General features: G+C 69.4%; 22 protein-coding genes, 1 tRNA gene, 1 pseudogene and 1 other annotated feature. Of the genes and pseudogenes, 19 read left to right on the top strand and 5 right to left on the bottom strand.

The features are described from left to right. Position 1: 1 nt before the first annotated feature. The 3 genes from NQ706_RS11800 (at position 2) to malQ (ending at position 5,241) form a co-directional block, all read left to right on the top strand. Positions 2–532, top strand: coding sequence for an adenine phosphoribosyltransferase (locus tag NQ706_RS11800; protein ID WP_038567957.1), 531 nt, complete (start codon positions 2–4; stop codon positions 530–532). A 24-nt stretch (positions 533–556) separates the two neighbouring features. Beyond that, on the top strand, positions 557–2,911 hold the full coding sequence (locus NQ706_RS11795; RefSeq protein WP_038567959.1) for a bifunctional (p)ppGpp synthetase/guanosine-3',5'-bis(diphosphate) 3'-pyrophosphohydrolase: 2,355 nt from the start codon (positions 557–559) through the stop codon (positions 2,909–2,911). An 86-nt stretch (positions 2,912–2,997) separates the two neighbouring features. Beyond that, complete coding sequence (gene malQ / locus NQ706_RS11790; protein WP_038567961.1) at positions 2,998–5,241, top strand: 4-alpha-glucanotransferase; 2,244 nt, start codon at positions 2,998–3,000, stop codon at positions 5,239–5,241. Between the two features lie 136 nt (positions 5,242–5,377). On the opposite strand, the gene NQ706_RS11785 is transcribed toward malQ, so the two are convergent. Then, complete coding sequence (locus NQ706_RS11785) at positions 5,378–6,757, bottom strand: M18 family aminopeptidase (RefSeq protein ID WP_038567963.1); 1,380 nt, start codon at positions 6,755–6,757, stop codon at positions 5,378–5,380. 8 nt (positions 6,758–6,765) lie between these two features. After that, a complete protein-coding gene (locus NQ706_RS11780) occupies positions 6,766–8,232 on the bottom strand; it encodes a DUF349 domain-containing protein (RefSeq protein ID WP_404360973.1) in 1,467 nt (488 codons plus the stop codon). Positions 8,233–8,389: 157 nt separating this feature from the next. Between NQ706_RS11780 and NQ706_RS11775 the strand changes: the two genes are divergently transcribed. The 13 genes from NQ706_RS11775 (at position 8,390) to NQ706_RS11715 (ending at position 20,749) form a co-directional block, all read left to right on the top strand. Further along, positions 8,390–9,106, top strand: a complete 717-nt coding sequence (locus NQ706_RS11775; protein WP_038567970.1) for an MBL fold metallo-hydrolase — start codon at positions 8,390–8,392, stop codon at positions 9,104–9,106. Beyond that, on the top strand, positions 9,103–10,452 hold the full coding sequence (hisS, locus tag NQ706_RS11770) for a histidine--tRNA ligase (protein WP_038567972.1): 1,350 nt from the start codon (positions 9,103–9,105) through the stop codon (positions 10,450–10,452). The genes NQ706_RS11775 and hisS overlap by 4 nt, the downstream gene beginning before the upstream one ends. Further along, the gene (locus NQ706_RS11765; protein ID WP_404360970.1) at positions 10,449–11,384 is read left to right on the top strand and encodes a tyrosine recombinase; all 936 of its coding nucleotides are present in this window, start codon (positions 10,449–10,451) and stop codon (positions 11,382–11,384) included. The genes hisS and NQ706_RS11765 overlap by 4 nt, the downstream gene beginning before the upstream one ends. A 154-nt stretch (positions 11,385–11,538) precedes the next feature. After that, positions 11,539–12,402, top strand: a complete 864-nt coding sequence (locus NQ706_RS11760; RefSeq protein WP_207623213.1) for a ParA family protein — start codon at positions 11,539–11,541, stop codon at positions 12,400–12,402. An 11-nt stretch (positions 12,403–12,413) separates the two neighbouring features. After that, on the top strand, positions 12,414–13,370 hold the full coding sequence (locus NQ706_RS11755; protein ID WP_038567974.1) for a ScpA family protein: 957 nt from the start codon (positions 12,414–12,416) through the stop codon (positions 13,368–13,370). A 111-nt stretch (positions 13,371–13,481) separates the two neighbouring features. Then, entirely contained in the window at positions 13,482–14,105 is a 624-nt protein-coding gene (scpB, locus tag NQ706_RS11750; protein ID WP_038567975.1) for an SMC-Scp complex subunit ScpB, read from the top strand. Then, positions 14,102–15,013 (top strand): pseudouridine synthase, encoded by a 912-nt coding sequence (locus tag NQ706_RS11745; RefSeq protein ID WP_038567977.1) that lies wholly within the window; start codon positions 14,102–14,104, stop codon positions 15,011–15,013. Before scpB ends, NQ706_RS11745 begins: the two co-directional genes overlap by 4 nt. Continuing rightward, positions 15,010–16,233, top strand: a complete 1,224-nt coding sequence (locus NQ706_RS11740; protein WP_006943337.1) for a prephenate dehydrogenase — start codon at positions 15,010–15,012, stop codon at positions 16,231–16,233. Before NQ706_RS11745 ends, NQ706_RS11740 begins: the two co-directional genes overlap by 4 nt. Before the next feature lie 11 nt (positions 16,234–16,244). After that, positions 16,245–16,940: a (d)CMP kinase gene (gene cmk, locus NQ706_RS11735; RefSeq protein ID WP_006943343.1), complete on the top strand. Its 696-nt coding sequence runs from the start codon at positions 16,245–16,247 to the stop codon at positions 16,938–16,940. After that, positions 16,940–17,617, top strand: coding sequence for a lysophospholipid acyltransferase family protein (locus tag NQ706_RS11730; RefSeq protein WP_051805846.1), 678 nt, complete (start codon positions 16,940–16,942; stop codon positions 17,615–17,617). Before cmk ends, NQ706_RS11730 begins: the two co-directional genes overlap by 1 nt. Before the next feature lie 291 nt (positions 17,618–17,908). Continuing rightward, positions 17,909–19,369, top strand: a complete 1,461-nt coding sequence (gene der / locus NQ706_RS11725; RefSeq protein ID WP_038570816.1) for a ribosome biogenesis GTPase Der — start codon at positions 17,909–17,911, stop codon at positions 19,367–19,369. Between the two features lie 178 nt (positions 19,370–19,547). Then, complete coding sequence (locus NQ706_RS11720) at positions 19,548–20,531, top strand: DUF2207 family protein (protein WP_038567980.1); 984 nt, start codon at positions 19,548–19,550, stop codon at positions 20,529–20,531. Between the two features lie 141 nt (positions 20,532–20,672). Next, positions 20,673–20,749, top strand: a tRNA-Pro gene (locus NQ706_RS11715). A gap of 121 nt (positions 20,750–20,870) precedes the next feature. Here NQ706_RS11715 and NQ706_RS11710 read toward each other — a convergent pair. Beyond that, a complete protein-coding gene (locus NQ706_RS11710; protein ID WP_081873807.1) occupies positions 20,871–21,209 on the bottom strand; it encodes a tyrosine-type recombinase/integrase in 339 nt (112 codons plus the stop codon). Here NQ706_RS11710 and NQ706_RS11705 point away from each other — a divergent pair. Beyond that, positions 21,113–22,359, top strand: a pseudogene (locus NQ706_RS11705) (IS3 family transposase). The gene NQ706_RS11710 and the pseudogene NQ706_RS11705 sit on opposite strands and share 97 nt — an antisense overlap. Continuing rightward, positions 21,391–21,519: a sequence feature (AL1L pseudoknot), on the top strand. (Overlaps the previous pseudogene by 129 nt.) Here NQ706_RS11705 and xerC read toward each other — a convergent pair. Further along, positions 22,356–23,090: a tyrosine recombinase XerC gene (gene xerC / locus NQ706_RS11700; RefSeq protein WP_404360966.1), complete on the bottom strand. Its 735-nt coding sequence runs from the start codon at positions 23,088–23,090 to the stop codon at positions 22,356–22,358. The pseudogene NQ706_RS11705 and the gene xerC sit on opposite strands and share 4 nt — an antisense overlap. A 28-nt stretch (positions 23,091–23,118) precedes the next feature. On the opposite strand from xerC, the gene NQ706_RS11695 reads away from it, so the two are divergent. After that, entirely contained in the window at positions 23,119–23,796 is a 678-nt protein-coding gene (locus NQ706_RS11695; protein ID WP_235182028.1) for a tyrosine-type recombinase/integrase, read from the top strand. A 116-nt stretch (positions 23,797–23,912) separates the two neighbouring features. After that, positions 23,913–24,908, top strand: coding sequence for a DNA cytosine methyltransferase (locus NQ706_RS11690; RefSeq protein ID WP_038567981.1), 996 nt, complete (start codon positions 23,913–23,915; stop codon positions 24,906–24,908). A 6-nt stretch (positions 24,909–24,914) separates the two neighbouring features. On the opposite strand, the gene NQ706_RS11685 is transcribed toward NQ706_RS11690, so the two are convergent. Further along, positions 24,915–25,250 (bottom strand): hypothetical protein, encoded by a 336-nt coding sequence (locus tag NQ706_RS11685; protein WP_200874255.1) that lies wholly within the window; start codon positions 25,248–25,250, stop codon positions 24,915–24,917. Positions 25,251–25,423: the final 173 nt, after the last annotated feature.

Raw genomic sequence — 25,423 nt, 5'->3', positions numbered from 1 at the left:
GATGATCGAGCAGCGCATCGCCGACGTCGTCGCCCGCCACACGCGTGACATCGCCGACTTCCCGAGCCCCGGTGTCGTCTTCAAGGATCTGACGCCCCTGTTCGCCGACCCGGCGGCGTTCGGGCAGGTGCTCGACCTGCTGGCCGAGCGTCATGACGGCGTCGACGTCGTCGCGGGCGTCGAGGCGCGCGGGTTCATCATCGGCGCGCCGCTGGCGCAGCGCATGGGCGTCGGTTTCGTGCCGATCCGCAAGAAGGGCAAGCTGCCCGGTGACGTCGTCTCCGCCTCCTACGACCTCGAGTACGGCTCGGCGACGATCGAGGTGCAGACGGACGCGGTGACGCCCGGTGCGAACGTCCTCGTCGTCGACGACGTGCTCGCAACCGGGGGCACGGCCGTGGCTGCCTGCGAGCTGATCGAGAAGGTCGGCGGGCGTGTGGCGTGCCTCGACGTGCTCGTCGAACTGGCCTTCCTGCCCGGCCGCGAACGGCTTGATCGGTGGGAGCTCCACACTGGCCTCGTCGTCAACTGACGCCGGGGGCACTACGATCGGCGCATGGCTGAGCAGTCCGGTTCCAACGCGACCTCGCGCGTGCGCGCCCGTCTCGTCCGCTTCGGGGGCCCGCGTCCGGGCTTGAACCGCGTGCTCGACCCGCTGCTGCGCACGGTGCGTGAGACGCACCCGAAGGCCGACACCGCGCTGATCGAGCGCGCCTACGAGGTGGCGGAGCGCTGCCACCGTCATCAGGTGCGCAAGAGCGGCGACCCGTACATCACCCACCCGCTCGCCGTCGCGACCATCCTCGCCGAGCTCGGCATGACGCCGCCGACGCTCGCCGCGGCCCTCCTGCACGACACGGTCGAGGACACCGACTACTCGCTGGAGCAGCTCACCGACGACTTCGGGCCCGAGATCGCGCGTCTCGTCGACGGTGTGACGAAGCTCGACAAGGTGACATACGGCGACGCCGCGCAGGCTGAGACGGTGCGCAAGATGGTCGTCGCGATGGCGCAGGACATCCGCGTGCTCGTCATCAAGCTCGCCGACCGCCTGCACAACGCGCGCACGTGGCGGTACGTCTCCGCCGAGTCCGCCCAGCGCAAGGCGACGGAGACGCTCGAGATCTACGCGCCGCTCGCGCACCGGCTCGGCATGAACACGATCAAGTGGGAGCTGGAGGATCTGTCGTTCGCGACGCTCTATCCCAAGGTCTACGACGAGATCGTCCGCCTCGTCGCCGACCGCTCACCGGCGCGCGAGTCGTACCTGCGCACCGTCAAGGAGCAGGTGTCGGCCGATCTACGGGCCGCGCGCATCGCCGGTGAGGTGACGGGCCGGCCCAAGCACTACTACTCCGTGTACCAGAAGATGATCGTGCGCGGCCGCGACTTCGAGGACATCTACGACCTCGTCGCCGTGCGCGTCCTCGTCGAGTCGGTGCGCGACTGCTACGCCGTGCTCGGCACGCTGCACACGCGGTGGACGCCCATCCAGGGGCGGTTCAAGGACTACATCGCGATGCCGAAGTTCAACATGTACCAGTCGTTGCACACGACGGTCATCGGCCCCGGCGGCAAACCCGTCGAGATCCAGATCCGCACCTACGACATGCACCGTCGCGCCGAGTACGGCGTCGCCGCGCACTGGAAGTACAAGGACGACGCGAAGAAGGGCGCGACGAGCGCCGACGGCACCGTCAGCGCCTCGCCGGCGACGGGCACGAACGACATGGCGTGGCTGCGTCAGCTGCTCGAGTGGCAGCGCGAGACGGAGGATCCGGGCGAGTTCCTCGAGTCGTTGCGCTTCGAGGTCGGCAGCCGCGAGATCTACGTCTTCACGCCGAAGGGCGGCGTCATCGGGTTGCCGTCCGGGTCGACGCCCGTCGACTTCGCGTACGCCGTACACACCGAGGTCGGCCACCACTGCATCGGCGCGCGCGTCAACGGTCGTCTCGCGCCACTCGAGACGACGCTCGTCACGGGTGATTCGGTCGAGGTGCTCACCTCGAAGGCGGACGGCGCCGGGCCGAGCCGCGACTGGCTGACGTTCGTCAAGTCGCCGCGTGCCAAGAGCAAGATCAAGCAGTGGTTCACGAAGGAGCGCCGCGAGGAGGCCATCGAGAAGGGAAAGGATTCCCTCGCGAAGACACTGCGCAAGCAGGGTCTGCCCCTGCAGCGCCTCATGTCGCACGAGTCGTTGACCGAGGTCGCGACGCGGATGAACCACGCCGACATCGACGCCCTGTACGCCGCGATCGGTGACGGGCACGTCTCGACCGAAGCCGTCATGCGTGCCCTCGTCAAGGCGCACGGCGGTGAGGAAGCAGCCACGGAGGACCTGGCGGAGGCGACGACGCCGCGCACCGCGCCGCGCTCACGTGCGGGCGATCCGGGCGTCACCGTCGTCGGCACCGACGACGTGTGGGTCAAGCTCGCGCGCTGCTGCACACCGGTGCCGGGCGACGACATCGTCGGGTTCGTCACGACGGGCTCGGGCGTGTCCGTGCACCGCGAGGACTGCACGAACATCGAGAACCTGCGTCGCCAGCCCGAGCGGCTCATCGACGTCGCGTGGGCGCCCGGGCAGGCGAGCGTGTTCCTCGTGCAGCTGCAGGTCGAGGCGCTCGATCGCAGCGGGTTGCTCTCCGACATCACGCGCGCGCTAAGCGACCAGCACGTCAACATCCTGTCGGCGAACCTTTCGACGCAGGCCAACCGCGTCGCCATCAGCAAGTTCACGTTCGAGATGGGCGATGCGAGCCACCTCGACCACGTCATGCGCGCGGTGCGCAAGGTCAGTGGCGTGTTCGACGTCTACCGCATCACCGGCACCGGCGCGCGCGCCGACCATCGCACGACGCCGGAGCAGGTGAAGCCCGCCGCGTCGCCGGCGGCCGACGAGGACGAGTGAACCGCAGCCGCTGACGGTGCCTACGGTGTGTCGGCGCCCAGCGATAGGCTGACGGCGACCTGCCCCCGCACGAACGGACGCCCGCCGTGACCGACTCCGCAGCCACGCCTGACCTCGTCGAACTCGCCGAGGCGTACGGCATCACGACCGAGTACGAGGACTGGAAGAAGGCCCGCGTCAGCGTCGCGGCTGACACGCTCGTCGCCGTCCTGGCGGCGCTCGACGTCGACGCTTCGACGCCCGACGCCGTGCGCTCGGCGTTGCAGGCCCGTCGTGACGCAGCGTGGCGCCGCGTCGTGCCGCCGTGCGTCGTCGTGCGCGAGGGCGACGATGTCGAGTTCCCGGTGCACGTCGCTGAGGGCGACCAGGTGGCCGTGCACGTCGTCACCGAGGTCGGGGCGCATGTCTCGGTGACGGTGTCGTCGCGCGCGCAGGAGACCCGCGAGGTCGACGGACGCGTCGTCGAACGGCACGTCGCGCGCGTGGACGGCGACCTGCCGCTGGGGTACCACACCGTCACCGTGTCGCCTGTTGGCCTTGCCGCGGGCGACGGCGACAGTGACGACATGCGCGTCGACGGCGACGATCACCCGTCCACCGAGGCCGGCGACGGGCACGACACGAGGGCCGCGGGTGCGCGCGCAAGCCTCGTCGTCACCCCGCGGGTGCTCGAGGTGCCGGCGACGATGCGCGACAAGCGCGTGTGGGGCCTGGCGACGCAGCTGTATTCGGTGCGTTCGAAGGGGTCATGGGGCGTGGGCGACCTGGTCGATCTGCGCGACCTCGCCGTGTGGTCGGCGGCCGAGCACGGCGCCGACTACGTCCTCGTCAATCCGCTGCACGCGGCACAACCGAGCGCGCCGATGGAGCCGTCGCCGTACCTGCCGACGTCGCGTCGCTTCGTCAACCCGCTCTACCTGCGGGTCGAGCACGTCGAGGAGTACGCGAGCGCGGCCGCCGACGTCCGCGGGGGCATCGACGATCTGGCGCGCGATGTCCACGCGCGCCTCGACGACGTCGACCGCATCGACCGCGACGCTGCGTGGGGGGCGAAGGAGCAGGCGTTGCGAGTCCTGTGGCAGATCGGGCGCACGCCGGGGCGTCAGGCCACGTTCGACGCCTACTGCCGCGCCGGCGGCGAGCAGCTCACCCGTTTCGCGACATGGTGCGTGCTGTTCCGCACCTTCGGGCCCGACTGGCGAACCTGGCCGCACGATTATCAGGACGCGACAGCGCCCGCCGTCGCGCGGTTCGGCGCCGAGCACGCCGACGAGGTCGACTTCCACCGCTGGTTGCAGTGGTGCCTCGACGAGCAGCTGCGCGGCGTGCAGTCGGACGCCGTCGCCGCGGGCATGGCGCTCGGCGTCGTCCACGACCTCGCCGTCGGCGTCAACCCCGCGGGCGCGGACGCCTGGGCCATGCAGGACGCGTTCGCGGCGGGCATCCACGTCGGCGCTCCGCCTGATCAGTTCACCCAGCTCGGGCAGGACTGGGGGCAGCCACCGCTGCGCCCGGATCGTCTCGCCGAGACGGCTTACGCGCCTTTCCGCGAGATCGTCGGCACCGTCCTGCGCCACGCCGGTGGGGTGCGCATCGACCACATTCTCGGGCTGTTCCGCCTGTGGTGGGTGCCGGAGAGCATGACGCCGAAGGACGGCACGTACGTGACGTACGACCACGAGGCGATGATCGGCATCCTCGTCCTCGAGGCGCAGCGCGCGGGTGCGCTCGTCGTCGGGGAGGATCTGGGCACGCTCGAGGCGTGGGTGCAGACGTTCCTCGCCGAGCGCGGCGTGTACGGCACGTCGATCCTGTGGTTCGAACAGGACTGGGATGCGCAGCGTCCGCTGCCACCCGAGGATTGGCGCGAGAAGTGCCTCGCGTCGGTGACGACGCATGACCTGCCGCCGACGGCCGGCTATCTCGACGCCGCGCACGTGCGGCTGCGTCACGAGCTGGGGCTGCTCGACGGCTCGCTCGAGGACGAGTTGGCGCGAGACGAGGCGGACCGCCGGCGGTGGCGCGAGTTTCTCGTCGCTCAGGGCCTGCTCGATGACGCCGACGCGCCGAACGAACAGGTCGTCGAGGCACTGCACGCGTTCCTCGTCACGACGCCGTCACGGATGCTCAACGTCGCGCTCGTCGACGCCGTCGGCGACGTGCGCGTGCAGAACCAGCCCGGCACGGCCGACGAGTACCCGAACTGGCGTGTGCCGCTGTCCGGCCCCGACGGTGAGCCGATCCGGCTCGAGGACGTCTTCACGAGCGAGCGCGCCGCGCGCTTGTGCGGCATCTTCGCCGGGCTGAACGAGCACGCCGCCCAGGGTTGACCTCACGGCGGTGTACGGCGTCACCGCACGAACATCGCCCGAGAACGGGTCACGGTTGACGCGTTCTCGGGCGATGTGGCTCGAGCTGGGGACCTTTGTGCAACCTCAGCGGCCGTGCGCGCCAGGCGCCGACCCGTCAGTCACGCCCCGGAGCGAGGAACGCTGCGAGGGCCGCGCCGTACATCGCCTGGTCGGCGGCGCCGACGAGTTCGCGCGCCGAGTGCATCGACAGTGTCGGGGCGCCGAAGTCGACGGTCGTCGCGCCGGTGAGCGCCGCCGTCATCGGCCCGACGGTCGAGCCGCACGGCAGGTCAGAGCGCACGACGAACTCCTGCACCGGCACGCCCGCCTCCCGACACGCGGCGGCGAAGTGGGCGGCGCCGACCGAATCCGTCGCGTAGCGCAGGTTCGTGTTGATCTTCAGCACCGGCCCGCCGTTCATCGCGATGTGGTGCGCAGGTTCGTGACGATCGGCGTAATTCGGGTGCGTCGCGTGCGCCATGTCGCCCGAGGCGATGACGGTGCGCGCCATCGCGCGGTGCACGTCGTCACGCCCGCCGCCGAGCGTCGAGATGATGCGTTCGAAGATCGTCGGCAGCAGGTTCGAGAACGCGCCGCGCTCCGACATCGAGCCGATCTCCTCGTGGTCGAACAGCGCGATGAGCGGCACGAGCGGCACCTCACCCTCGGGTGCCGGGCGCTCGACGGCGTCGATGAGTGCCTGCGTCGCGGCGTAGCTCGTCGCGAGGTTGTCCATCCGGGCGCCCGCGACGAACTCGCGGTGCAACCCGGTGCGCGCGGCCGGCTGCACGTCGTGCGTCATCGCGTCCCAGCTCAGCACGTCGACCGGTTCGACGCGAACCTGCTCGGCGAGCCACTCGACGAACAGTGGTGCCTGCGACAGCGCCCACGACGGTTCCATGTGCAGCTGCTTGTTGAGCGTCAGAGCGTCGTTGGTCGAGCGGTCGAGGTGGATCGCGAGCTGCGAGACGCGCAGCAGCGGCTCGTCGACGGCGAACAGCCGTTCACCGACGCTACCGTCGGCCTCGCGTACCGCGACGCGCCCCGACAGCCCGAGGTCGCGATCGAGCCACGAGTTGAGCAGCAGCCCGCCGTACGGTTCGACGCCGAGCAGCTGCCAGCCGACGCGCTCGTGGTCGGGGCGCGGTTTGATGCGCAGGTTGGGGGAGTCGGTGTGTGCACCGACGACTCGGAACGCGACCGCGCCGCGCTCGCCGCCGGCGTCACCGTCATCAGCGCCACCACCAGAGCCGTCGAACGGCCGAGTGAGCACGCGCTCCGTCGACCACGCGACGAGCGACCCGCCGCGCGTCGTGACGTAACGTCCCGGCTCGCTCGGCCAGGCGTCACGCTCGTCGAGGGGCGTGAAGCCCGCCTCGACGAGCATCGACAGAGAGGATGCGACCGCGTGGAACGGCGAAGGGCTGGTGCGCAGGTACGCGACCAACCCTTCGGCGGCCGAATCCGTCGTGAAACGTCCGGATCCGAAACTCATGATGCCTCTCAGCCCTCCAGCTCGTTGGCGGTCGAGCGCACCTGCTCGAGCCACGACTGCTTCGCCTCGAGCTCCTGACGCAGCTTCGCGGCCTTGTTAGAGTTGCCCGCGGCCTCGGCGGCCTCGACGTCACTGCGCAGCGACGCGACGGCGTTCTCGAGCTGGGTGACCATCGAGTTGGCGCGCGCGCTCACCTCGGGGTCGGACTTCTTCCACTGCGCCTGCTCGGCGTCACGGACGCCGTTCTCGATGCGGCGCATACCCTTTTCGATGCGGTCCATGTCCTTGCGCGGAACCTTGCCCGCGGCGTCCCACTTCTCCTGTAGCGCGCGCAGCTGGGCCTTCGCGGCACCCAGGTCCTTGACCGGCAGGATCTTCTGGCCCTCGGCCAGCAGCTCCTCCTTGACCTTGGCGTTGGCCTCGAACACCTTGTTCTCCTCGGCGACGACCTCATCCTTCGCCGCGAAGAACGCATCCTGCGCCTTCTTGAAGCGCTGCCACAGCGCGTCGTCGTCGGAACGCGACGCGCGCCCGGCCTGACGCCACTCGCTCATGAGGCGCTTGAACGCCGACGCCGTGGGCCCCCAGTCGTTCGAGGTGGCGAGCTTCTCGGCCTCGGCGACGAGACGCTCCTTCTCCTTCTTCGCCGCGCCGTGTTGCTCGTCGAGCTGGCTGAAGTGCGTGCGACGCGTCTTGTCGAACCCGTTGCGAGCAGCGGAGAAACGCTGCCACAGCGCCGACTCGACGTCACGGTCGAGACGTGCACCGTTCTTCTGGTGGTTCTTCCACTCGTCGAGCAGTTCGCGCATGCGCGTCGTGCTCTTCTTCCACTGCACCTTCTCGGGATCCTGTGCGGCGATCTGCTCGGCCTCGGCGACGAGCTGCTCGCGGTGGACGAGGGCCTCCTTCTTCGCCTCGGCGCGGGCCTCACCCTCCACCTGCTGCTTGACGCGTAGCGCCGTCGCGATGTCTTCGATGATGCTGTCGAGCGCGGGCAGGTCGCCGACGGCGTTCGTCTCGGCGACCTGCTTGCGCAGCGTCTTGAGCGACTCGCCGGCGTCGTGGGCGCTGATGTCGGTCTGCGTCACGCGCTGCAGCAGCAAGGCGGCCGCGGCGCGCAGTTCGTCGTACTTGCGCGCGAAGTAGGCGAGGGCCTCATCGGCGCTCTTGCCGGGGTAGGAGCCGACGGCCTTCTCACCGTCGGGCGTGCGTACGTACACCGTGCCGTCCTCGTCGACGCGCCCGAACGAGGCGGCGTTCGAATTCGACGGCGTCTCCACCGCGGCCGACGGCGCGGGCGCCGCCTGCGTGGCCGGTGCGCTCGCCTCGGTCGCGGCGGCTGCCGGGGTGCCCGCAGGAACCGACGGCGACGTCGGTGCGGCCGGGGTCGGCGCCTTGGATGCCGCGCTCGGGGGCTTCGGCACGACGCTCGGCTTCACGGACGCGGGTGTGGGGATGGTGGAGTCCTCGGACACGGTCATGACCTTTTTCTCGACGTAGCCGACCCGCGGGTACGCGCGGACCGGACAGCAACGTCATCAGTCTAGGGGGAGGAGGTCGTCCGCGTGCCCGCAGCGGCCCGGCGTTCCTCGGGTCGGACGGCCCGTGCGCGCGCCCGATAGGCTGGGGCACGTGTTGACCGTCTCTTTCCCCGCAGCCGCGATGGGTACGAACTGCTACGTCTTCGCCCGTGAACGCGGCAGCGAGTGCGTCGTCGTCGACCCGGGAATCGGCGTCACCGACCAGCTGTTCGAGGTCCTCGGCGAACTCGATCTCAAGCCCACGGCGGTGCTGCTGACGCACGGCCATCTCGACCACACCTTCTCCGTGACGCCGGTGTGCGGTGGGCGGATCGCCGCGCACATCCACGCCGACGATCGCTACCGCCTCGTCAACCCCTATGACCAGCTCGGCCCGCAGCTGCGCGGCATGCTCGAGCAGTCGTTCGGCAAGAGCGCGACGTGGCGCGAGCCCGAGAAGGTCGTCTCCATCCACGAGGGCGAACCCCTCGAACTCGCGGGGCTGACGTTCGGCGTCACCCACGCGCCGGGGCACACCGAGGGCTCCGTCATGTTCACCGTCGACGAGGTGCCCGACGGGCTCGACGACGCCGTCGCCGCGACGGTGAACCAGAGCGTCATCACCGGGGACGTCCTGTTCGCCGGCTCGATCGGACGCACCGACCTCGAGGGCGGCAGCGACGCGGCGATGCAGCAGAGCCTGCGCACGAAGGTGCTACCGCTGCCTGATTCGTCCCTCATCCTTCCCGGGCACGGCCCGGCCAGCACGATGGCGCGCGAGCGCGTGAGCAACCCGTACCTGCAAGCACTCCAAGGATCTGGCGCATGAGCAAACCGACCCCCATCTCCGGCTTCCTCGAATGGCTGCCGGCGCAGCGTTACACCGAGCAGCTGGTGCTCGACATCATCCGTGAGGTGTTCGAGTTGCACGGTTTCGAGCCGATCAACACGCGCGCGGTCGAGCCCGTCGAGCGCCTCACGGGCAAGGGCGGTGACGCGGACAAGGAGATCTACGCCGTCAGCCGCCTCGCTGCGGACGAGGCCGACAAGGCCGAGCCGGGCCTCGGCCTGCACTTCGACCTCACCGTGCCGTTCAGCCGCTACGTCATCGAGAACGCGGGCAAGCTGACGTTCCCGTTCCGCCGATACCAGATCCAGCCGGTCTGGCGCGGCGAGCGCCCGCAGGCGGGGCGTTACCGCGAGTTCGTCCAGGCCGACATCGACATCGTCGACGTGGGGGAGCTGCCGTTCCACTACGAGGTCGAGCTGCCGCTCGTCATCGCGGACGTGTTCAAGCGGCTGCCGATCGGTGAGTTCCGCATCCAGGTCAACAACCGCAAGATCCCCGAGGGCTTCTACCGCGGGCTCGGCATCGACGACATCGTCGGCACGCTGCGCATCGTCGACAAGCTCGACAAGATCGGCCCGGCCAAGGTCAGGGAGCTGCTCGTCGCCGAAGGCGTCGAAGACGCCGCCGCCGACAAGATCCTCGCCCTCGCGGCGATCTCGACGCCCGATACGTCCTTCGTCGAGCAGGTGCGCGCACTGGGCGTCGAACACCCGACGCTGGAGGAGGGCCTCGAGCAGCTACGCGTCGTGGTCGAGACGGCCGCCGAGCACGCACCCGGCCTGCTCGTCGCGGAGCTGAAGATCGCACGCGGCCTCGACTACTACACCGGCACGGTCTACGAGACGCAGCTCGTCGGCGAGGAGGGCTACGGCTCGATCTGCTCCGGCGGGCGCTACGACTCGCTCGCGAGTGACGGCAAGAGGACCTACCCTGGCGTCGGCCTGTCGATCGGTGTCTCGCGCCTGCTCGCGAAGCTCATCGGTGACGGCGGCCTGCGCACGAGCCGTCCGACGCCGACGGCCGTGCTCGTCGCCGTCAACGACGAGACCTCACGCGCCGAGTCGATGCGGATCGCGGCGGCACTGCGTGAGCGCGGCATCCCGACGCTCGTGTCGCCGAAGGCCGCCAAGTTCGGCAAGCAGATCCAGTTCGCCGACCGTCGCGGCATCCCGTACGTCTGGTTCCCGGGCGCGGGGGAGACCGGCGACCAGATCAAGGACATCCGCAGCGGTGAGCAGTTCGATGCGGACGCGACGAGCTGGGTGCTCCCCGCGGCCGACGAGCAGGTGCGACTCGAGGTCGCCGAGGCGTCACCGGCGTCGTGAGCGCCCTGGAGCCCTCGCTCGAACTGGCGCAGGTGATGACGCAGTGGCTGCATCACCTGCGCGTCGAGCGGGGCCTCTCGCCGCACACGCTCGCGGCATATCGACGTGACGTCACGCGTTACCTCGGCTACCTCGCCGCCTCCGGCGTCACCTCGCTCGACGGGGTCGAGGAGGCGCGCGTCGAGGCGTTCCTGCGATCGCTGCGTGAGGGCGGCCAGGGCCATCCGCCGCTGGCGGCCAGTTCCGCGGCACGCGCGCTCGTCGCCGTCCGCCGCCTCCATGCGTTCGTTTCGCTTGAGACGGACGCGCCCGACGCGGCGACGGACGTCGCGCCGCCGAGGTTGCCCCGCAAACTCCCGAAGGCTATCCCTCTAGCTGACGTCGAACGTTTGCTCGCGGCTGCCGGCGATGGCGAGGACGCCGGTTCACTCCGGGATCGTGCGCTGCTCGAGGTGCTCTACGGGGTCGGTGCGCGCGTGAGTGAGGTCGTCGGGCTCGACGTCGACGACGTCGACCTGATGTCGCGTTCGCTGCGACTGTTCGGCAAGGGCAGCAAGGAGCGCATCGTCCCGCTCGGGCGCTACGCCGCCGACGCGCTCGGCTCCTACTTGACGCGTGAGCGGCCTGCTCTTGCGGCGAAGGGCAAGGCCGGGGCTGCCGTGTTCCTCAATCAGCGCGGCGGCAGGTTGAGCCGGCAGAGCGTGTTCGGGCTCGTGCGTCGCGCGGCCGAGGTGGCCGGGCTCGACGGCGAGATCTCGCCGCACACGCTGCGGCATTCCTATGCGACGCACCTGCTCGAAGGCGGCGCCGACGTGCGCGTCGTGCAAGAGCTTCTCGGCCATGCCTCGGTGACGACGACGCAGATCTACACGATGGTGTCGGTGCAGCAGTTGCGCGAGACGTTCGCGGCGGCGCATCCGCGCGCCCGCTGACGGTCGACGGGCGACGGTTTGGGCGTTGCCGCACCCGGGGCGCTAATCTGGTGCTGATTGGCGTGATGCCAAACGCTCAACTATCAGTGGAGGCTTTCGAGTGACTTCCGAGAGTTCACAGAAGTCGACGAACTCTAACGTTCGACTTGACCGTTTGCCGGGAATCGACGCGACGGGCCAGTGGGGTCCAACCGGTCGACCCCTGCCCGGCTTCCCGACGCCTCGACCTCTCGAGTCGCACGGCCCCGCGCGCATCATCTCGATGTGCAACCAGAAGGGCGGCGTCGGCAAGACGACGTCGACGATCAACCTGGGCGCCGCCCTGGCCGAATACGGCCGCCGCGTCCTGCTCGTCGACTTCGACCCGCAGGGAGCCTTGTCCGTCGGCCTCGGCGTGCGCTCGCAGGATCTCGACGTGACGATCTACAACCTGCTCGTCGAGCGCGGCCACGACGCGCACGACGTCATCCAGACGACGCGGGTGCACAACCTCGATGTGCTGCCCGCCAACATCGACCTGTCGGCCGCGGAGGTGCAGCTCGTCGGTGAGGTCGCCCGCGAGATGGTGCTCGCGCGCGTCCTGCGCAGCGTCGCGGACGAGTACGACGTCATCCTCATCGACTGCCAGCCGTCGCTCGGTCTGCTGACCGTCAACGCGCTGACGGCGTCGCACGGCGTCGTCATCCCGCTCGAGGCCGAATTCTTCGCGATGCGCGGCGTAGCGCTGCTCGTCGAGACGATCGAGAAGGTGCAGGATCGGCTCAACCCGCGCCTGGAGATCGACGGCATCCTCGCGACGATGTACGACGGGCGCACCCTGCACAGCCGCGACGTCGTCCGCTCCGTCGTCGACCACTTCGGCGACAAGGTGTTCCACACCGTCATCTCGCGGACCGTCAAGTTCCCCGACGCGACGCTTGCGGCCGAGCCGATCACGCAGTACGCCTCCGGGCACGGTGCCGCGGAGTCGTACCGCCAGCTCGCGCGCGAGCTCATCTCGCGCGGCGGGGCTCCCTGAGCCGCACGCCGATGACGGCGACCGAGGCCGAGCCCGTCGGCGACGCGCCCGCATCGGCAGTGGCGGTCACGACCTCTGGGCCGACGGCAGCGTCGACGGCGAGCGCACCCGGCGGCGTCCTGACGCGGCGTGCGGCGGCGACGCCGTTCCACGTCCACCTGGGCGAGGTGTTCGACGGACCGTTCGACCTGATGCTGGGCCTCATCGCGAAGCATCGTCTCGACGTCACGCAGATCTCGTTGTCGCAGGTGACGGACGAGTTCATCGCGCACATCAGGGCGGCCCGCGAGGCGAGTGACGAGTGGGATCTGTCGCAGGCGACCGAGTTCCTCCTCATCGCCGCGACGCTGCTCGACATCAAGGCAGCGCGGCTGTTGCCGAACCTCGGCGGCTCCGACGAGGAGGACTTCGAGCTCATCGAAGCGCGCGACCTGCTGTTCGCCCGGCTGCTGCAGTACCGGGCGTTCAAGGACATGGCGCAGTTCCTGGCCGATCGGATGGAGAGCGACGGGCGTCTCGTCGCACGTCAGGCCGGGTTGGAGGAACGCTTCTCGGGGCTACTGCCTGAGCTCGTCATGACGGTGACGCCCGAGCAGCTCGCGGCCGTCGCCGCGCGGGCGCTGACGCCCAAGGCGCCGCCGAGCGTCGACGTCGACCACCTGCACGCCGTGCAAGTCAGCGTGCGTGAGCAGGCGCGCATCGTGACGAGCAAGCTGCGACGCGGTGGTGAGCTGACGTTCGCGCAGCTCGTCGCGGACGCGGAGCACAACCTCGTCGTCGTCGGGCGTTTCCTCGCCATCCTCGAACTGTTCAAGGAGGCCGCGATCGCGTTCGAGCAGGCCGAGCACCTGCGGCCGCTCACCGTGCGCTGGGTCGCGGCGCCCGATGCGCGCATCCTCGTCTCCGACGAGTACGACGCCGAGCCGGGCTCGGGCGGCGTGGGCGCGAGCGATGACGCTGCGTCCTGAGACAATGACACGAGCGACCTCACACTTCGCCGCGCTGCGACGACTCATGGGTGGGGACACGAGACGAACGACCCGCGCCGACGACGGCCCGGAGCAGGAGGAGGTGAACGCATGACGACGCACGATACGACGGCGCAACCACCGGCGCGGGGCGCCCGCGAGCCGGTCGTCGTGCACCACCTGCCCGGCGGCTTGCGATCGACGCTCGAAGCGGTGCTGATGGTCGTCGACGAGCCCGTCTCGGTGGCCGATCTCGCCGCGGCCTTCGGCGTCGGCGAGAGCGAGGTGCGCGCCAACCTCGAGGGCCTCGAGGTGGAATACCGCGCCCAGCAGCGGGGGTTCACCCTGCGCGAGGTCGACGGCACGTGGCGCATGTACTCGCGGCCGGCCTACGCGGATGCCGTCGAGACGTTCCTGCGGGGCGGGCAGCAGGCCAAGCTGACGCAGGCGGCACTCGAGACGCTCGCCGTCATCGCCTACCGGCAGCCGATCTCGCGTTCGCGCGTCGGCGCCATCCGCGGCGTCAACGTCGACGGCGTGACCCGCACCCTGCTCACGCGTGGGCTCGTCACGGAGGTCGGCGACGACCCCGAGACGGGCGCGACGCTCTACGGCACTACCCCAACCTTTCTCGAGCGGCTCGGGCTCGGCTCGCTGGACGAGCTTCCCCCGCTGGCGCCCTACCTGCCGGACGCCGCCATCATCGACGAACTAGTGGAACAAGGACACGGATGAACTCCAGGAAACCCCGTCAGGGTCAGCGCGACAACCGAAGCAGCCGCGTCAACCGCGGCTCCGGCGGCGGCGTCAGCCGTTACGAGGCCGACGTCCTCGGCATCGGCACGACGAAGGGCGGCCAGCCGGTCGCCCCGCCGCGAGAGCGTGCACCGAAGGCCGCGACGCGCGACGTGCACGTCGAGGAGGGCACGCGTCTGCAGAAGGTGCTCGCGCAGGCCGGCGTCGGTTCGCGACGCCACTGCGAGAACCTCATCGCCGAGGGTCGAGTCGAGGTCGACGGCCAGGTCGTCACCGAACTGGGCACGCGCATCGACCCCGAGAGCGCCGTCATCCACGTCGACGGCGACCGCATCCAGCTCGACGACACGCTCGTCTACCTCGCCTTCAACAAGCCCACGGGTGTCGTGTCGACGATGCAGGACGAAGAGGGTCGCCCGTGCGTCGGTGAGTACCTCGAGGGGCGCACCGAGCGCCTGTTCCACGTCGGCCGACTCGACTACGACACCGAGGGTCTGCTGCTGCTGACGAATGACGGCAACCTCGCCAACCGCCTGCAGCACCCGCGCTACGGCGTCGAGAAGGTCTACCTCGCGACGATCCCCGGCCCGGTGCCGCGCGACCTCGGCAAGCGGATGCGCGAGGGCATCGAGCTCGAGGACGGCCCGGCCGCCGTCGACTCGTTCAAGGTCGTCGACTCTCAGCCGGGCATGGCCCTGGTCGAGATCGTGCTGCACGAGGGCCGCAACCGCATCGTGCGTCGCATGTTCGAGGAGGTCGGTCACCCCGTCATCGCGCTCGCGCGCCCGCAGGTCGGGCCCGTGAAGGTCGGTGATCTGCGCCCCGGCAAGATGCGGCCGCTCAACAAGCGCGAGGTCGCCGGCCTGTACAAGGCTGCCGGTCTGTGACACTGCCGCAGCGCGTGCGCGTCGTCGGCACCGGCCTGCTCGGCACGTCGCTGGCGCTCGCGCTGCAGGCGCGAGGCGTCGACGTCACCCTCGCCGACACCTCGCCGACGGCGGCGGCGCTCGCCTCCGACATGGGCGCCGGCCGCGTCGCGCACGCCCAGGATGAGGCGCCCGACCTCGTCGTCGTCGCCGCGCCGCCTGACGTGGTCGTCGACGTCGTCGCCGCGGAGCTCACGGCGTGGCCGGACGCCACCGTGACGGATGTGACGAGCGTGAAGAACGTCGTCGTCGAAGGGGTGGCACGACGCTGCGGCGCCGAGCGGTGCCGTTTCGTGCCGGGGCATCCGATGGCCGGTCGTGAGCGCAGCGGCGCGGTCGCGGCGCGCTCCGACCTGTTCGAGGGGCGCACCTGGGTCATCTGCCCTGACGGCGCGGACGACGCCCGCGTCGCCGACGTGACAGCCGTCGCGCAGGTCTGCGGGGCACACGTCGTCACGATGAGCCCTGCCGCGCACGACGAGGCCGTCGCCGCCGTCTCGCACGTGCCGCAGGTCGCCGCGAGCCTCGTCGCCGCGCAGCTGCGTGAGCTGCCCGACGACGCCGTCGCTCTCAGCGGGCAGGGTGTCCGCGACGTCACGCGCATCGCGGCGAGCGACCCGATGCTGTGGACGCAGATCCTCGCCGGCAACGCGGCTGCAGTGCTGCCGTTGCTCGAAGGGGTGCGCGCCTCGCTCGACGATGTCATCCACGCCCTGTCGGTCATCACGTCCGGGGGCGATGCATCGGGCGGTACGCGTGGCCTGGCCGATGTGGCGGTCGTAGGCAGCACGTCGGTTGCCGTCACTCCACCGGCCACCCCCGTGACACAGGATGCCGTCGGTATCCGCGATGCGATTGCCACCCCCGGCCCCCGGGCCGTGCTCGCGCAGACGATCGCTGGTGGCCAGGAGGGTCGTGCGCGCATCCCGGGCAAGCACGGCGCGCCGGCGCAGGCGTACGCGAGCGTCGCCGTCGTCATCCCCGACGAGCCGGGTGCGCTCGGTCGCGTGTTCACGGACGTGGGGGAGACCGGCATCAGCGTCGAGGACATGCGCCTCGAGCACGACGACGCCGTCGCCGCCGGTCTGCTCGAGCTCAGCGTCGTGCCGCTGCGCGCTCAGACCCTCGTCAGCGCGCTCAGCGCGCGGGGGTGGGCCGCCCACCTCGTCGAGACCGCCTAGAATCTGCGTTCATGACGAGCGTGGCGAACGGCATCCGGGTAGCGATCGACGGGCCCTCGGGTTCGGGCAAGTCGAGTGTGAGCAAGAAGGTGGCGGCGCACCTTGGCATCGGCTACCTCGACACGGGCGCGATGTATCGCGCGCTCACCTGGTATTGCCTCGATCGGGGCATCGACCTCGACGACCTGGGCGTCGTCGCGGACGCCGTCACCGCGATGCCGCTCGAGATGGGCACTGACCCGAGCGCGCCGTCGATCAGCATGGGGGGTACGCGCATCGACGCGGACATCCGCACGACGCGCATCGCCGAGGTCGTCTCGAAGGTCGCGACCAACTTGCAGGTGCGCCCGAAGCTGCAGCAGCGTCAGCGTGAGCTGATGGCGCAGATCGCCGCGGACCAGGGTGGCGTCGTCGCTGAGGGGCGCGACATCACGACGGTCGTCGCGCCCGACGCGGACGTGCGCATCCTCATGGTCGCGAGCGAGGCCGCACGGCTCGCCCGCCGCTCGAAGGAGCTGCACGGCGGCGCGGACGACGCCGCCATCGCGGCGACGCGGACGCAGATCGTCGACCGCGACAAGGCCGACTCGACCGTCTCGTCGTTCATGAGCGCTGCGGACGGGGTCGTCACGCTCGACACCAGCGACCTGACGTTCCAGCAGTCCGTCGAGGCGGTCCTGACGCTCGTCGAACGGGCGCGCGGCTGATGTTCCCGCGTCGTGACGTCGAGGCTGCCGCGTCGCGTGATTCGACGCCGCGCGATCCGTCCGCGTGCGAGGGGCTCATGCGCCGATTGCGTCCCGCCGTCGAGGGCCTGTTCGGTGCGCTGTACCGCCTCGAGGTGACCGGGCGCGAGAACGTGCCGGTTGACGGCCCCGTCGTCGTGGTCGCGAATCATATCGGCGTCATCGACGGCCCGCTGGCCGCGTCGCTCGTGCCGCGCCCGGCGCACTTCCTCGTCAAGCGTGCGTACTTCGTCGGCCCGCTCGGGACGCTGCTGACGCGGCTCGGGCAGATCCCCGTCACGCAGCGCAGCGCCGACCGGGAGGCGATGACGGCGGCGCGCGGCGTCCTGGCGGCGGGTGGTGTCGTCGGCGTGTTCCCCGAGGGCACGCGCGGTGACGGGTCGGTGCAGGCGGTGCACCAGGGCGCCGCGTTCCTCGCGCTCGGTGCGGATGCTCAGATCGTGCCGGTGCGTCTCGTCGGCACGGCCGGGCGCACGCGGGGACGCTGGCCGCGGCTGCGCAGTCGTCTGCAGGTGACGTTCGGGCCGGCGTTCCGCCTCGGTGACGCCGAGGCGGTGGCGGGCGCGACAGGTCGCGCTCGGCTGGCGGCCGCGACGGAGGAACTGCGTGCCCGCCTCGCCGGCCACGTGGCGGGTTGAGCCGGATCGTCTCCCCGGGCGCTCGTCGCGAGGGCGTGGCTGGCCTCGAGCGCTCGACTCTGAAAAATCGCGCCCATGCGCGAGAATGGACGTGTGACGCGCATTCGGGCGCGTCACACGAGACCTCTCCACCCGACGTCACGGCGCGAGCCGCCGCGTCGTCACGTGGCGGGGGAGAGCCTCCGAGCCCGCCGGATCCGGCGGGATACTCCACGATCTGAGGTAATCCGCGTGAGCGACGACCAGTATTTCCCCCACGACGAGCGCGACGAGCGAGCCGAGCACGACGACCTGCGCCACGATGCGCCCGCCCCGGACGAGTCGGTCGAGCAGGCGCTGCGCGTCGGGCTCGAGGACTTCGACCTGAGCGACGAGGACCGTGCGCTGCTGTCCGGTGAGGTCGACGAGGACAGCGGCTACGGCGAGGCCGACCTGCGGCCCGTCGTCGCAGTCGTCGGTCGTCCCAACGTCGGCAAGTCGACGCTCGTCAACCGCATCCTGGGGCGCCGTGAGGCCGTCGTCGAGGACGTGCCGGGTGTGACGCGTGACCGCGTCGCGTACGACGCCGAGTGGGTCGGACGCCGGTTCACCCTCGTCGACACCGGCGGGTGGGAGGTCGACGCGAGCGGCATCCACCTGCGCGTCGCCGAACAGGCCGAGGTCGCGATCGAACTCGCCGACGCCGTGATGTTCGTGGTCGACGCCACGGTCGGCGCCACCGACACCGACGAGGCCGTCGTCAAGCTGCTGCGCCGCTCGAAGAAACCCGTCGTCCTCATCGCGAACAAGGTGGACGACAACCGTTCGGAGGCCGACGCGGCCATGCTGTGGTCGCTCGGCCTCGGTGAGCCGTACCCCGTCTCGTCGCTGCACGGGCGTGGCACCGGTGACGCGCTCGACGCCGTCATCGACCTGCTGCCCGACAAGACGGCTGTCGCCGGCGCGTACCCGCGTGGCGGCCCGCGTCGCGTGGCGCTGCTCGGGCGTCCGAACGTCGGCAAGTCGTCGCTGCTCAACAAGCTCGCAGGGGAGGAGCGCGTCGTCGTCGACAACGTCGCCGGCACGACGCGTGACCCGGTCGATGAGTACATCGAACTCGGCGGCAAGACCTGGCGTTTCGTCGACACCGCCGGCATCCGACGCCGCGTGCACCAGACGCGCGGCGCCGACTTCTACGCCTCCCTGCGCACGCAGACGGCGTTGGAGAAGGCAGAGGTCGCCGTCGTCCTCATCGACGCGGAGCAGAGCATCGCCGAACAGGACGTGCGCGTCGTGCAGCAGGTCATCGACGCCGGCCGCGCGCTCGTCATCGCGTACAACAAGTGGGACACACTCGACGAGGAGCGCCGCTACTACCTGGAGAAGGAGATCGAGCGCGAGCTCGTCCAGGTGCCGTGGGCGCCGCGCGTCAACCTGTCGGCGAAGACGGGGCGTCACACCGACCGTCTCGTTCCCGCCATCGAGGTCGCCCTCGACTCGTGGGACCAGCGCATCCCGACGGGCCGGCTCAACGCCTTCCTCGGCGAGGTCGTCGCGGCGCATCCGCACCCGGTACGCGGCGGAAAGCAGCCGCGCATCCTGTTCGCGACGCAGGCCTCGACGCGCCCGCCGCGCTTCGTCATCTTCGCCAGCGGCTTCATCGAGGCCGGGTACCGCCGCTTCATCGAGCGTCGCCTGCGCGAGGAGTTCGGTTTCGACGGGACGCCGATCGAGATCAGCGTGCGCGTGCGCGAGAAGCGCAAGCAGCGCTGAGCGGGGCCTACCTTCGAGGGGCGGGCGTGCGCTGTCGCGCGGCGCCTGCCCCAGGATGGCGAGTGACTCACGCGTCGGCGCGCAGTGCGCTTGTAACTCGTGCGTTACCTGCCATGATCGGCGTCCGGCGTCGCACGTCGGGTGAGAATCCCATTCACGGTGAGAGGCAGACGAAGCAGTGTTCGGTTGGAACCACGACTACGAGTACGTCGGCGTCACCCCCGGCATGCGCCCGGCGGACGGCGTGGGCGAGGTGCGCCGCGTCAAGGGTGCGAAGGAGTGGTCGGGTGAGCCGGCCGTGCAGTTCCATCCGCCGCAGGGCGTGAGCGCGGCGATGGCGGGCACCGTCGTCGACGGGTCGGTCGACTCGCAGGACATCGGCGCGATGATGATCGACCTGTCGCTGCGCGGCTGGTTCCGCATCGAGAAGCTGCAGCCCGCTGACGGTTCGGCGCCCGCAGCGTCGCCGGCGCCGACGTCGAGGCGGGGTGCCAAGGCGCCGCAGGGTGACTGGGTGTTCATCCAGAACGAGTTTCCTGGCGGCGACGTCATCACGCAGGTCGAGGCCGACTTCCTCAACGCCCTGTTCCCGCCCGGCGTCCGTTACGTGACGCTGCCGCAGATGAAGGCGCAGTTGCGGGGGCCGTTGCGCGACATCGCCGACGGTATGTACCGCGAGACGATTCATCGGGGCTGGTACGAGCGAGACCCGCGCCGCAAGGGTTTCCTGGGGATGGGGCGCTCGCCGCGCACCGCCGACGGCACTGCAGTGCGCATCCAGACGCTCGGGTTCAAGAAATACATCGCGACGGCCGAGGCCAAGCAGATCAAGTTCGAGGAAGCGGCTGACCTGTTCAACCGGTACCTGCCGTACGCCATGGTCTTCGGTCTTGCCGACCGGTGGGCGGGCGTCATCGGTGAGGTTGCGAAGATGGCGCAGCTCGAGGGCTTCGGCAACATCATGGGCGACATCGCCTCTGACCCGTTCTTCTGGATGTTCTACGGCGACGACCTCGTCTTCCTCGGCGCGGAGGCGATCGGCGGAATGGCCGACCTGCTCTCGGGCGCCGACGGGCTGTTCGACCTCGGCGGCCTGACGGACGGTCTCGGCGACGTCTTCGGCTCGATCGGTGACGCCGTCGGCGACATCTTCGACTTCTGACGCCGGCCAGTCATCCAGGGGCCGAGCCTGCCCCGATCTCCGGGCGACAGCCAGACGTCGCAGTGCCGGCCGATTGGTCGCCCGGGCCCCGTGTGGGGTATGGTTCAATTCGCCCTTCGGGGCTTGCGCTCTCGGGCGCAGCGGGCTGTGGCGCAGTTTGGTAGCGCACTTGACTGGGGGTCAAGGGGTCGCAGGTTCAAATCCTGTCAGCCCGACCAGCGAAAATCATTGGGAGAGAGCCAGATTCGAAGAAATTCGGGTCTGGCTCTCTCGCTGTTTCTGACCCAATTTCAAGGTTTGACCCCACGTTTGACCCCATCGCGTTTCAGTGACCCCGCGTCACACCCCAAAGGCTTCGGCAACCTTCGCCACAGCGGAGGCCGCAGCGTCGTCGGTCAGGTGGCCGTACGTGTCAGCCGTGATCGCGATAGACGAGTGCCCGAGCGAGCGGGAGACCACGCGCAGCGGTACGCCGTTGAGTAGTGACTGAGTGGCGAACGTGTGGCGCAGGGTGTGGCCCCCAACCCAGTGAATCGCTCCGGGTCTGGTGGAGGCTCTGATCCAACGGAAGGATGCAGAGCATGCCCGCACCACGGAAGTACCCCGACGAGCTCCGCGAACGCGCCACGCGGATGACGCTGGAAGCCCGTCAAGACCCCGCCACGAGGACCGGAGCATTCCGCCGCGTAGGAGAACAGCTGGGGATCAATCCCGAGACGCTGCGCAACTGGGTCCGCCAAGCCGAGATCGACCACGGCCACCGCCCCGGAATCACGACCAGCGAAGCCGCCCGGGTGGCCGAGCTGGAGAAGGAGAACCGTGAACTACGGCGGGCGAACGCGATCCTGCGCTCGGCGTCGGCTTTCTTCGCGGCGGAGCTCGACCGCCCACAGCGCTGATCGTGGACTACATCGACGAACACAAGCACGAGTTCGGTGTCGAGCCGATCTGCGCCACGCTGTCCGCGGCAGGCACACAGATCGCACCGAGCACGTACTACGCGGCCAAGACGCGCACTCCTTAAGTGCGCAGCCTGCGCGATGAGCAGGTGCTCGTGGAAATCCGGCGGGTGCATGAGGCCAACTACGGGGTCTACGGGGCCCGGAAGGTCCACGCGCAACTGCGGAGGGAGGGCCTGCAGGTGGCCAGGTGCACGGTGGAGCGGCTCATGCGAGCCGCAGGCCTGCGCGGGATCAGCCGCGCGAAGGGACCGAGGACCACGGTCCCAGGCCGCGGCCCGGATGAGCGTCAAGACCTGGTCCAGCGAGACTTCACCGCGGCGGCTCCGAACCAGCTGTGGGTCGCTGACATCACCTACTGCCGCACTTTCAGCGGATGGGTGTACGCCGCGTTCATCATCGACGTGTTCTCCCGACGGGTGCTGGGCTGGCAGCTGTCGAAGTCGCTGCGCACGGACCTGGCCCTGGACGCGTTGGAGATGGCGTTCTGGACGCGTCAGCGCGCAGGCCAAGACGTGGCCGGGCTACGGCATCACAGCGATAAAGGAGTCCAGTACGTCGCCGTGCGATACACCCAGCGGCTGGCCGAGGCCGGCGCAGTCGCCTCAGTCGGCTCGACGGGGGACTCGTATGACAATGCCCTCGCGGAGGCGTTCAACTCGCTGTTCAAGGCGGAGCTGATCCGGAACAAGGGGCCATTCAAGTCCATCGAGGACCTGGAGATCGCGGTCGCGGAGTACATCGACTGGTTCAACCATCGTCGTGTGCACGGCGAGATCAGGCTGGTCCCTCCGGTCGAGTTCGAGGACGTCTACCATCATGAGAACCCCGTGCCGGCGCCCGCCGAGACGGCACTTACGAGCCTCTAACAAACCCGGGGCGATTCACAGTCGGGCAAGTTGGCTGACTCAGCGGCCTTCTCGACGGCTCGAAGGAGGTTTCGGGGGTCACACGGTTCACCGTTGGCTGTCGTGAAGATGAAGTCGCCGTCGTGCCACACGTTCGCGGCCTTGAGCCGTTCAGCCACTTGCACCGTTCGGTGATCCTTAAACAGGGCCACGGCAGAGGGAGAAAGGGCAATCGTCCGCTTCGATCCCGTCGTCTTCGGGGGAGCGACCACGAGTGCGCCGTTCTGACGTTGCAGCGATCCTCGCACCGTCGCTTCGGCTCGGTCGAGGTCTATGTCCTGCCACCGGAGGGCCAACAACTCGCCCCGACGAAGCCCCGTCAACAGGAGCAAACGCACGGCACGTCCGAACCGGGGCACTTCGTCAACGGGTCGGAACTTGGCGGGAGCGTTCGCAGCCTTCACGAGTCGCTGTGCTTGCTCAACCGACAGAGCCTTGACGACTTCGATCTTCTTGACCGCAGGACGCTTGACTTTGACCAGCGGGTTGGTCGCCAACGCACCGTTCGTCACAGCGTCATCGAACGCCGCACGCAGTGCCTCGTCCTTCCCGCATTCAAAGACCTCACCCTCCGGGAGATCGGGGTCGCCCGCTGCGACTACTTCCTCAAGCAACTCGCCAGATGCAGCTATAGCCGTGCCAAGCACGCCCGCGTCGTCCTCCGCCTCGCACTCGCGCTCGCGGTCCGCCACGAGATCCTGCCTCGCAACCCGATGCACCATGTCTCCCGGCTCCACCGGAAGAAGACCATCCCGGATGCGTTCACGATCGACGAGGTGCAGGACATCCGCGCCGCGATCAAGGCCTGGGAGTCGCGGCGGATGCTGGCGGGGCCGAGGCCGGATCGGCAGCTCGGGCGGATCGTCGAGGTCATGCTCGGCACCTCCGCGCCGCATCGGCGAAGTCCTCGCCATACGCCTCCAGGATCTCGACCTGGACGGGCCGATCCCGACGGCACGGATCGCCGGGACGATCATCAGCCGCAAGGGTGAGCCGACCCACCGGCAGGATCATCCGAAGACAGATCGCTCGGTCCGCCGCGTCGCACTGCCGTCGTTCGCGTTGCAGGCGATCCGCTCGCGCCTACTGCGTAGCGGCGACACCGAAGCGGGCGACCTCCTGTTCATCACGCGAGTCAGGACTCCGCACACGACGAACAACATCCGCCGGCTCCTGCGCGACGTGATGGAAGCGGCTGGGATCGAGAACGTCACCCCGCACCGCTTCCGCTGCACGGTCGCGACCGTCGTCAACGACGCGCAGGGCGCGCTCCTCGCCACCGAGCTCCTCGGGCCCACCGACCCGCGGATCACGATGCAGCACTACATCCAGCGCAGCGAGGCCGTGAAACCCGCCAAGGCTGAGCATCTCGAGCGGGCCTTCGGCATGGCCGGATGACCGCCGTGCGATACCCGTCAAGCCCGCTGGCGGGGGATGTCCGAGGTCCGTGACATGATCCGTCACGCCGCCCGAGGGTCCCGGGATCTGGCCGTTTCAATGAGAGAATAAGAGGCATGACGAGTGCGCCCGAACTGAGTGTCCTGGAGATCTGCGCAGGTGCCGGAGGGCAGTCGTCTGGCCTGGAGATGGCCGGGTTCGGTCACTCGCTTGCCGTTGAGATCGACCGCGATGCAGCGGCTACGCTCCGCCTGAACCGGCCAGAGTGGGACGTGCACGAGGGCGACGTCCGCGACATCAACGGCCGCGACTACAAAGGCATCGATCTGCTGTCCGGGGGAGTGCCCTGCCCGCCGTTCTCCATCGCCGGCAAGCAGCTTGGCGCCGACGACGAGCGCGACCTGTTCCCGGAAGCCATCCGGCTCGTCCGTGAAGCACGCCCGACCGCTGTCATGCTGGAGAACGTCAAGGGCCTCGCTTCCGTGCGCTTCGCGCCGTACCGGCAGTCCATCCTGGACGCGCTCGACGAGATGGGCTATGACGCAGACTGGCAGCTGTTCAACTCCAGCGAGTTCGGCGTCCCGCAGCTGCGGCCCCGGTTCATTCTCGTAGCGATGAAGCGCCGCAACTTCCGCAAGTTCACTTGGCCCCGCGCGGTCGGCACCCCGCCCACGGTCGGCCGCGTCCTCGCCCCCCTCATGGGCTCCCGCGGCTGGGAAGGCGCCGCCGAATGGGCCAAGCGCGCGAACAACATCGCGCCCACGCTGGTCGGCGGTTCCAAGAAGCACGGCGGCGCTGATCTCGGCCCCACCCGTGCGAAGCAGGCATGGCTGCAGCTCGGCGTCGACGGCAAGGGCATCGCTGACGAGGCACCTGCACCGGACGCACCGCTGGACTACGTGCCGCGGCTGACGAACGACATGGCCGCACGCATCCAGGGCTTCGACTCGGAATGGCACTTCTCCGGCCGCAAGACGTCGGTGTATCGCCAGATCGCAAATGCGTTCCCGCCGCCTGTGGCCAAGGCGATCGGAGAGTCAATCGCCGAGGCGATGGGCGCTGTCGTGTCTCGTACAACGCGCACCGGCACCAGCCTCCGCGCCGTCAGCTAAGAGAGCTCATCCGGCCGGGTTCTTCTTCGCCTTCTTCAGGCGTTCGATCTCCGCCCGGATGTTGCCGTCGGGCCAGTCCGTGAACGTGGTGAGCCGGTAGTAGCTCATCATGCGCCCGTTCTCCTTGCGCTTGCTCGTCGTATAGTCCCAGCCGAGCACGCGAAGTTCCCGCATCCGCCGTTGCCAGTCGTCCTGGTACTGATGCATCGATGCGACGACACTGACTACCTGGGCGGGCGCCTCAACGTCGGCGGCGTGGAACGCCTTGAGAAGCTCGCCGATCCGACGATGCGGCTCCATATGCTGCGTAGCGGCGCGGATCTGGTCCTCAAACGGGTCCATCTGAAGCGCCCTGGGTTTGGTTCCGACTCATCTGAAGGAGAATCGGACCATGCCCAAGAAGTACGACCAGCAGTTGCGTGAGCACGCCGTCAGGATGGTGCTCGACAAGCGCGCCGCCGAAGCATGCTCACAGCGCGTCGCGATGGACGCCGTCGGAGCCTCGCTCGGCATCG

The organism is Dermacoccus sp. BD5, from assembly GCF_044878485.1.
GTDB classification, from domain to species: domain Bacteria; phylum Actinomycetota; class Actinomycetes; order Actinomycetales; family Dermatophilaceae; genus Dermacoccus; species Dermacoccus nishinomiyaensis.
This window is presented reverse-complemented; position numbering and strand designations above follow the sequence as displayed.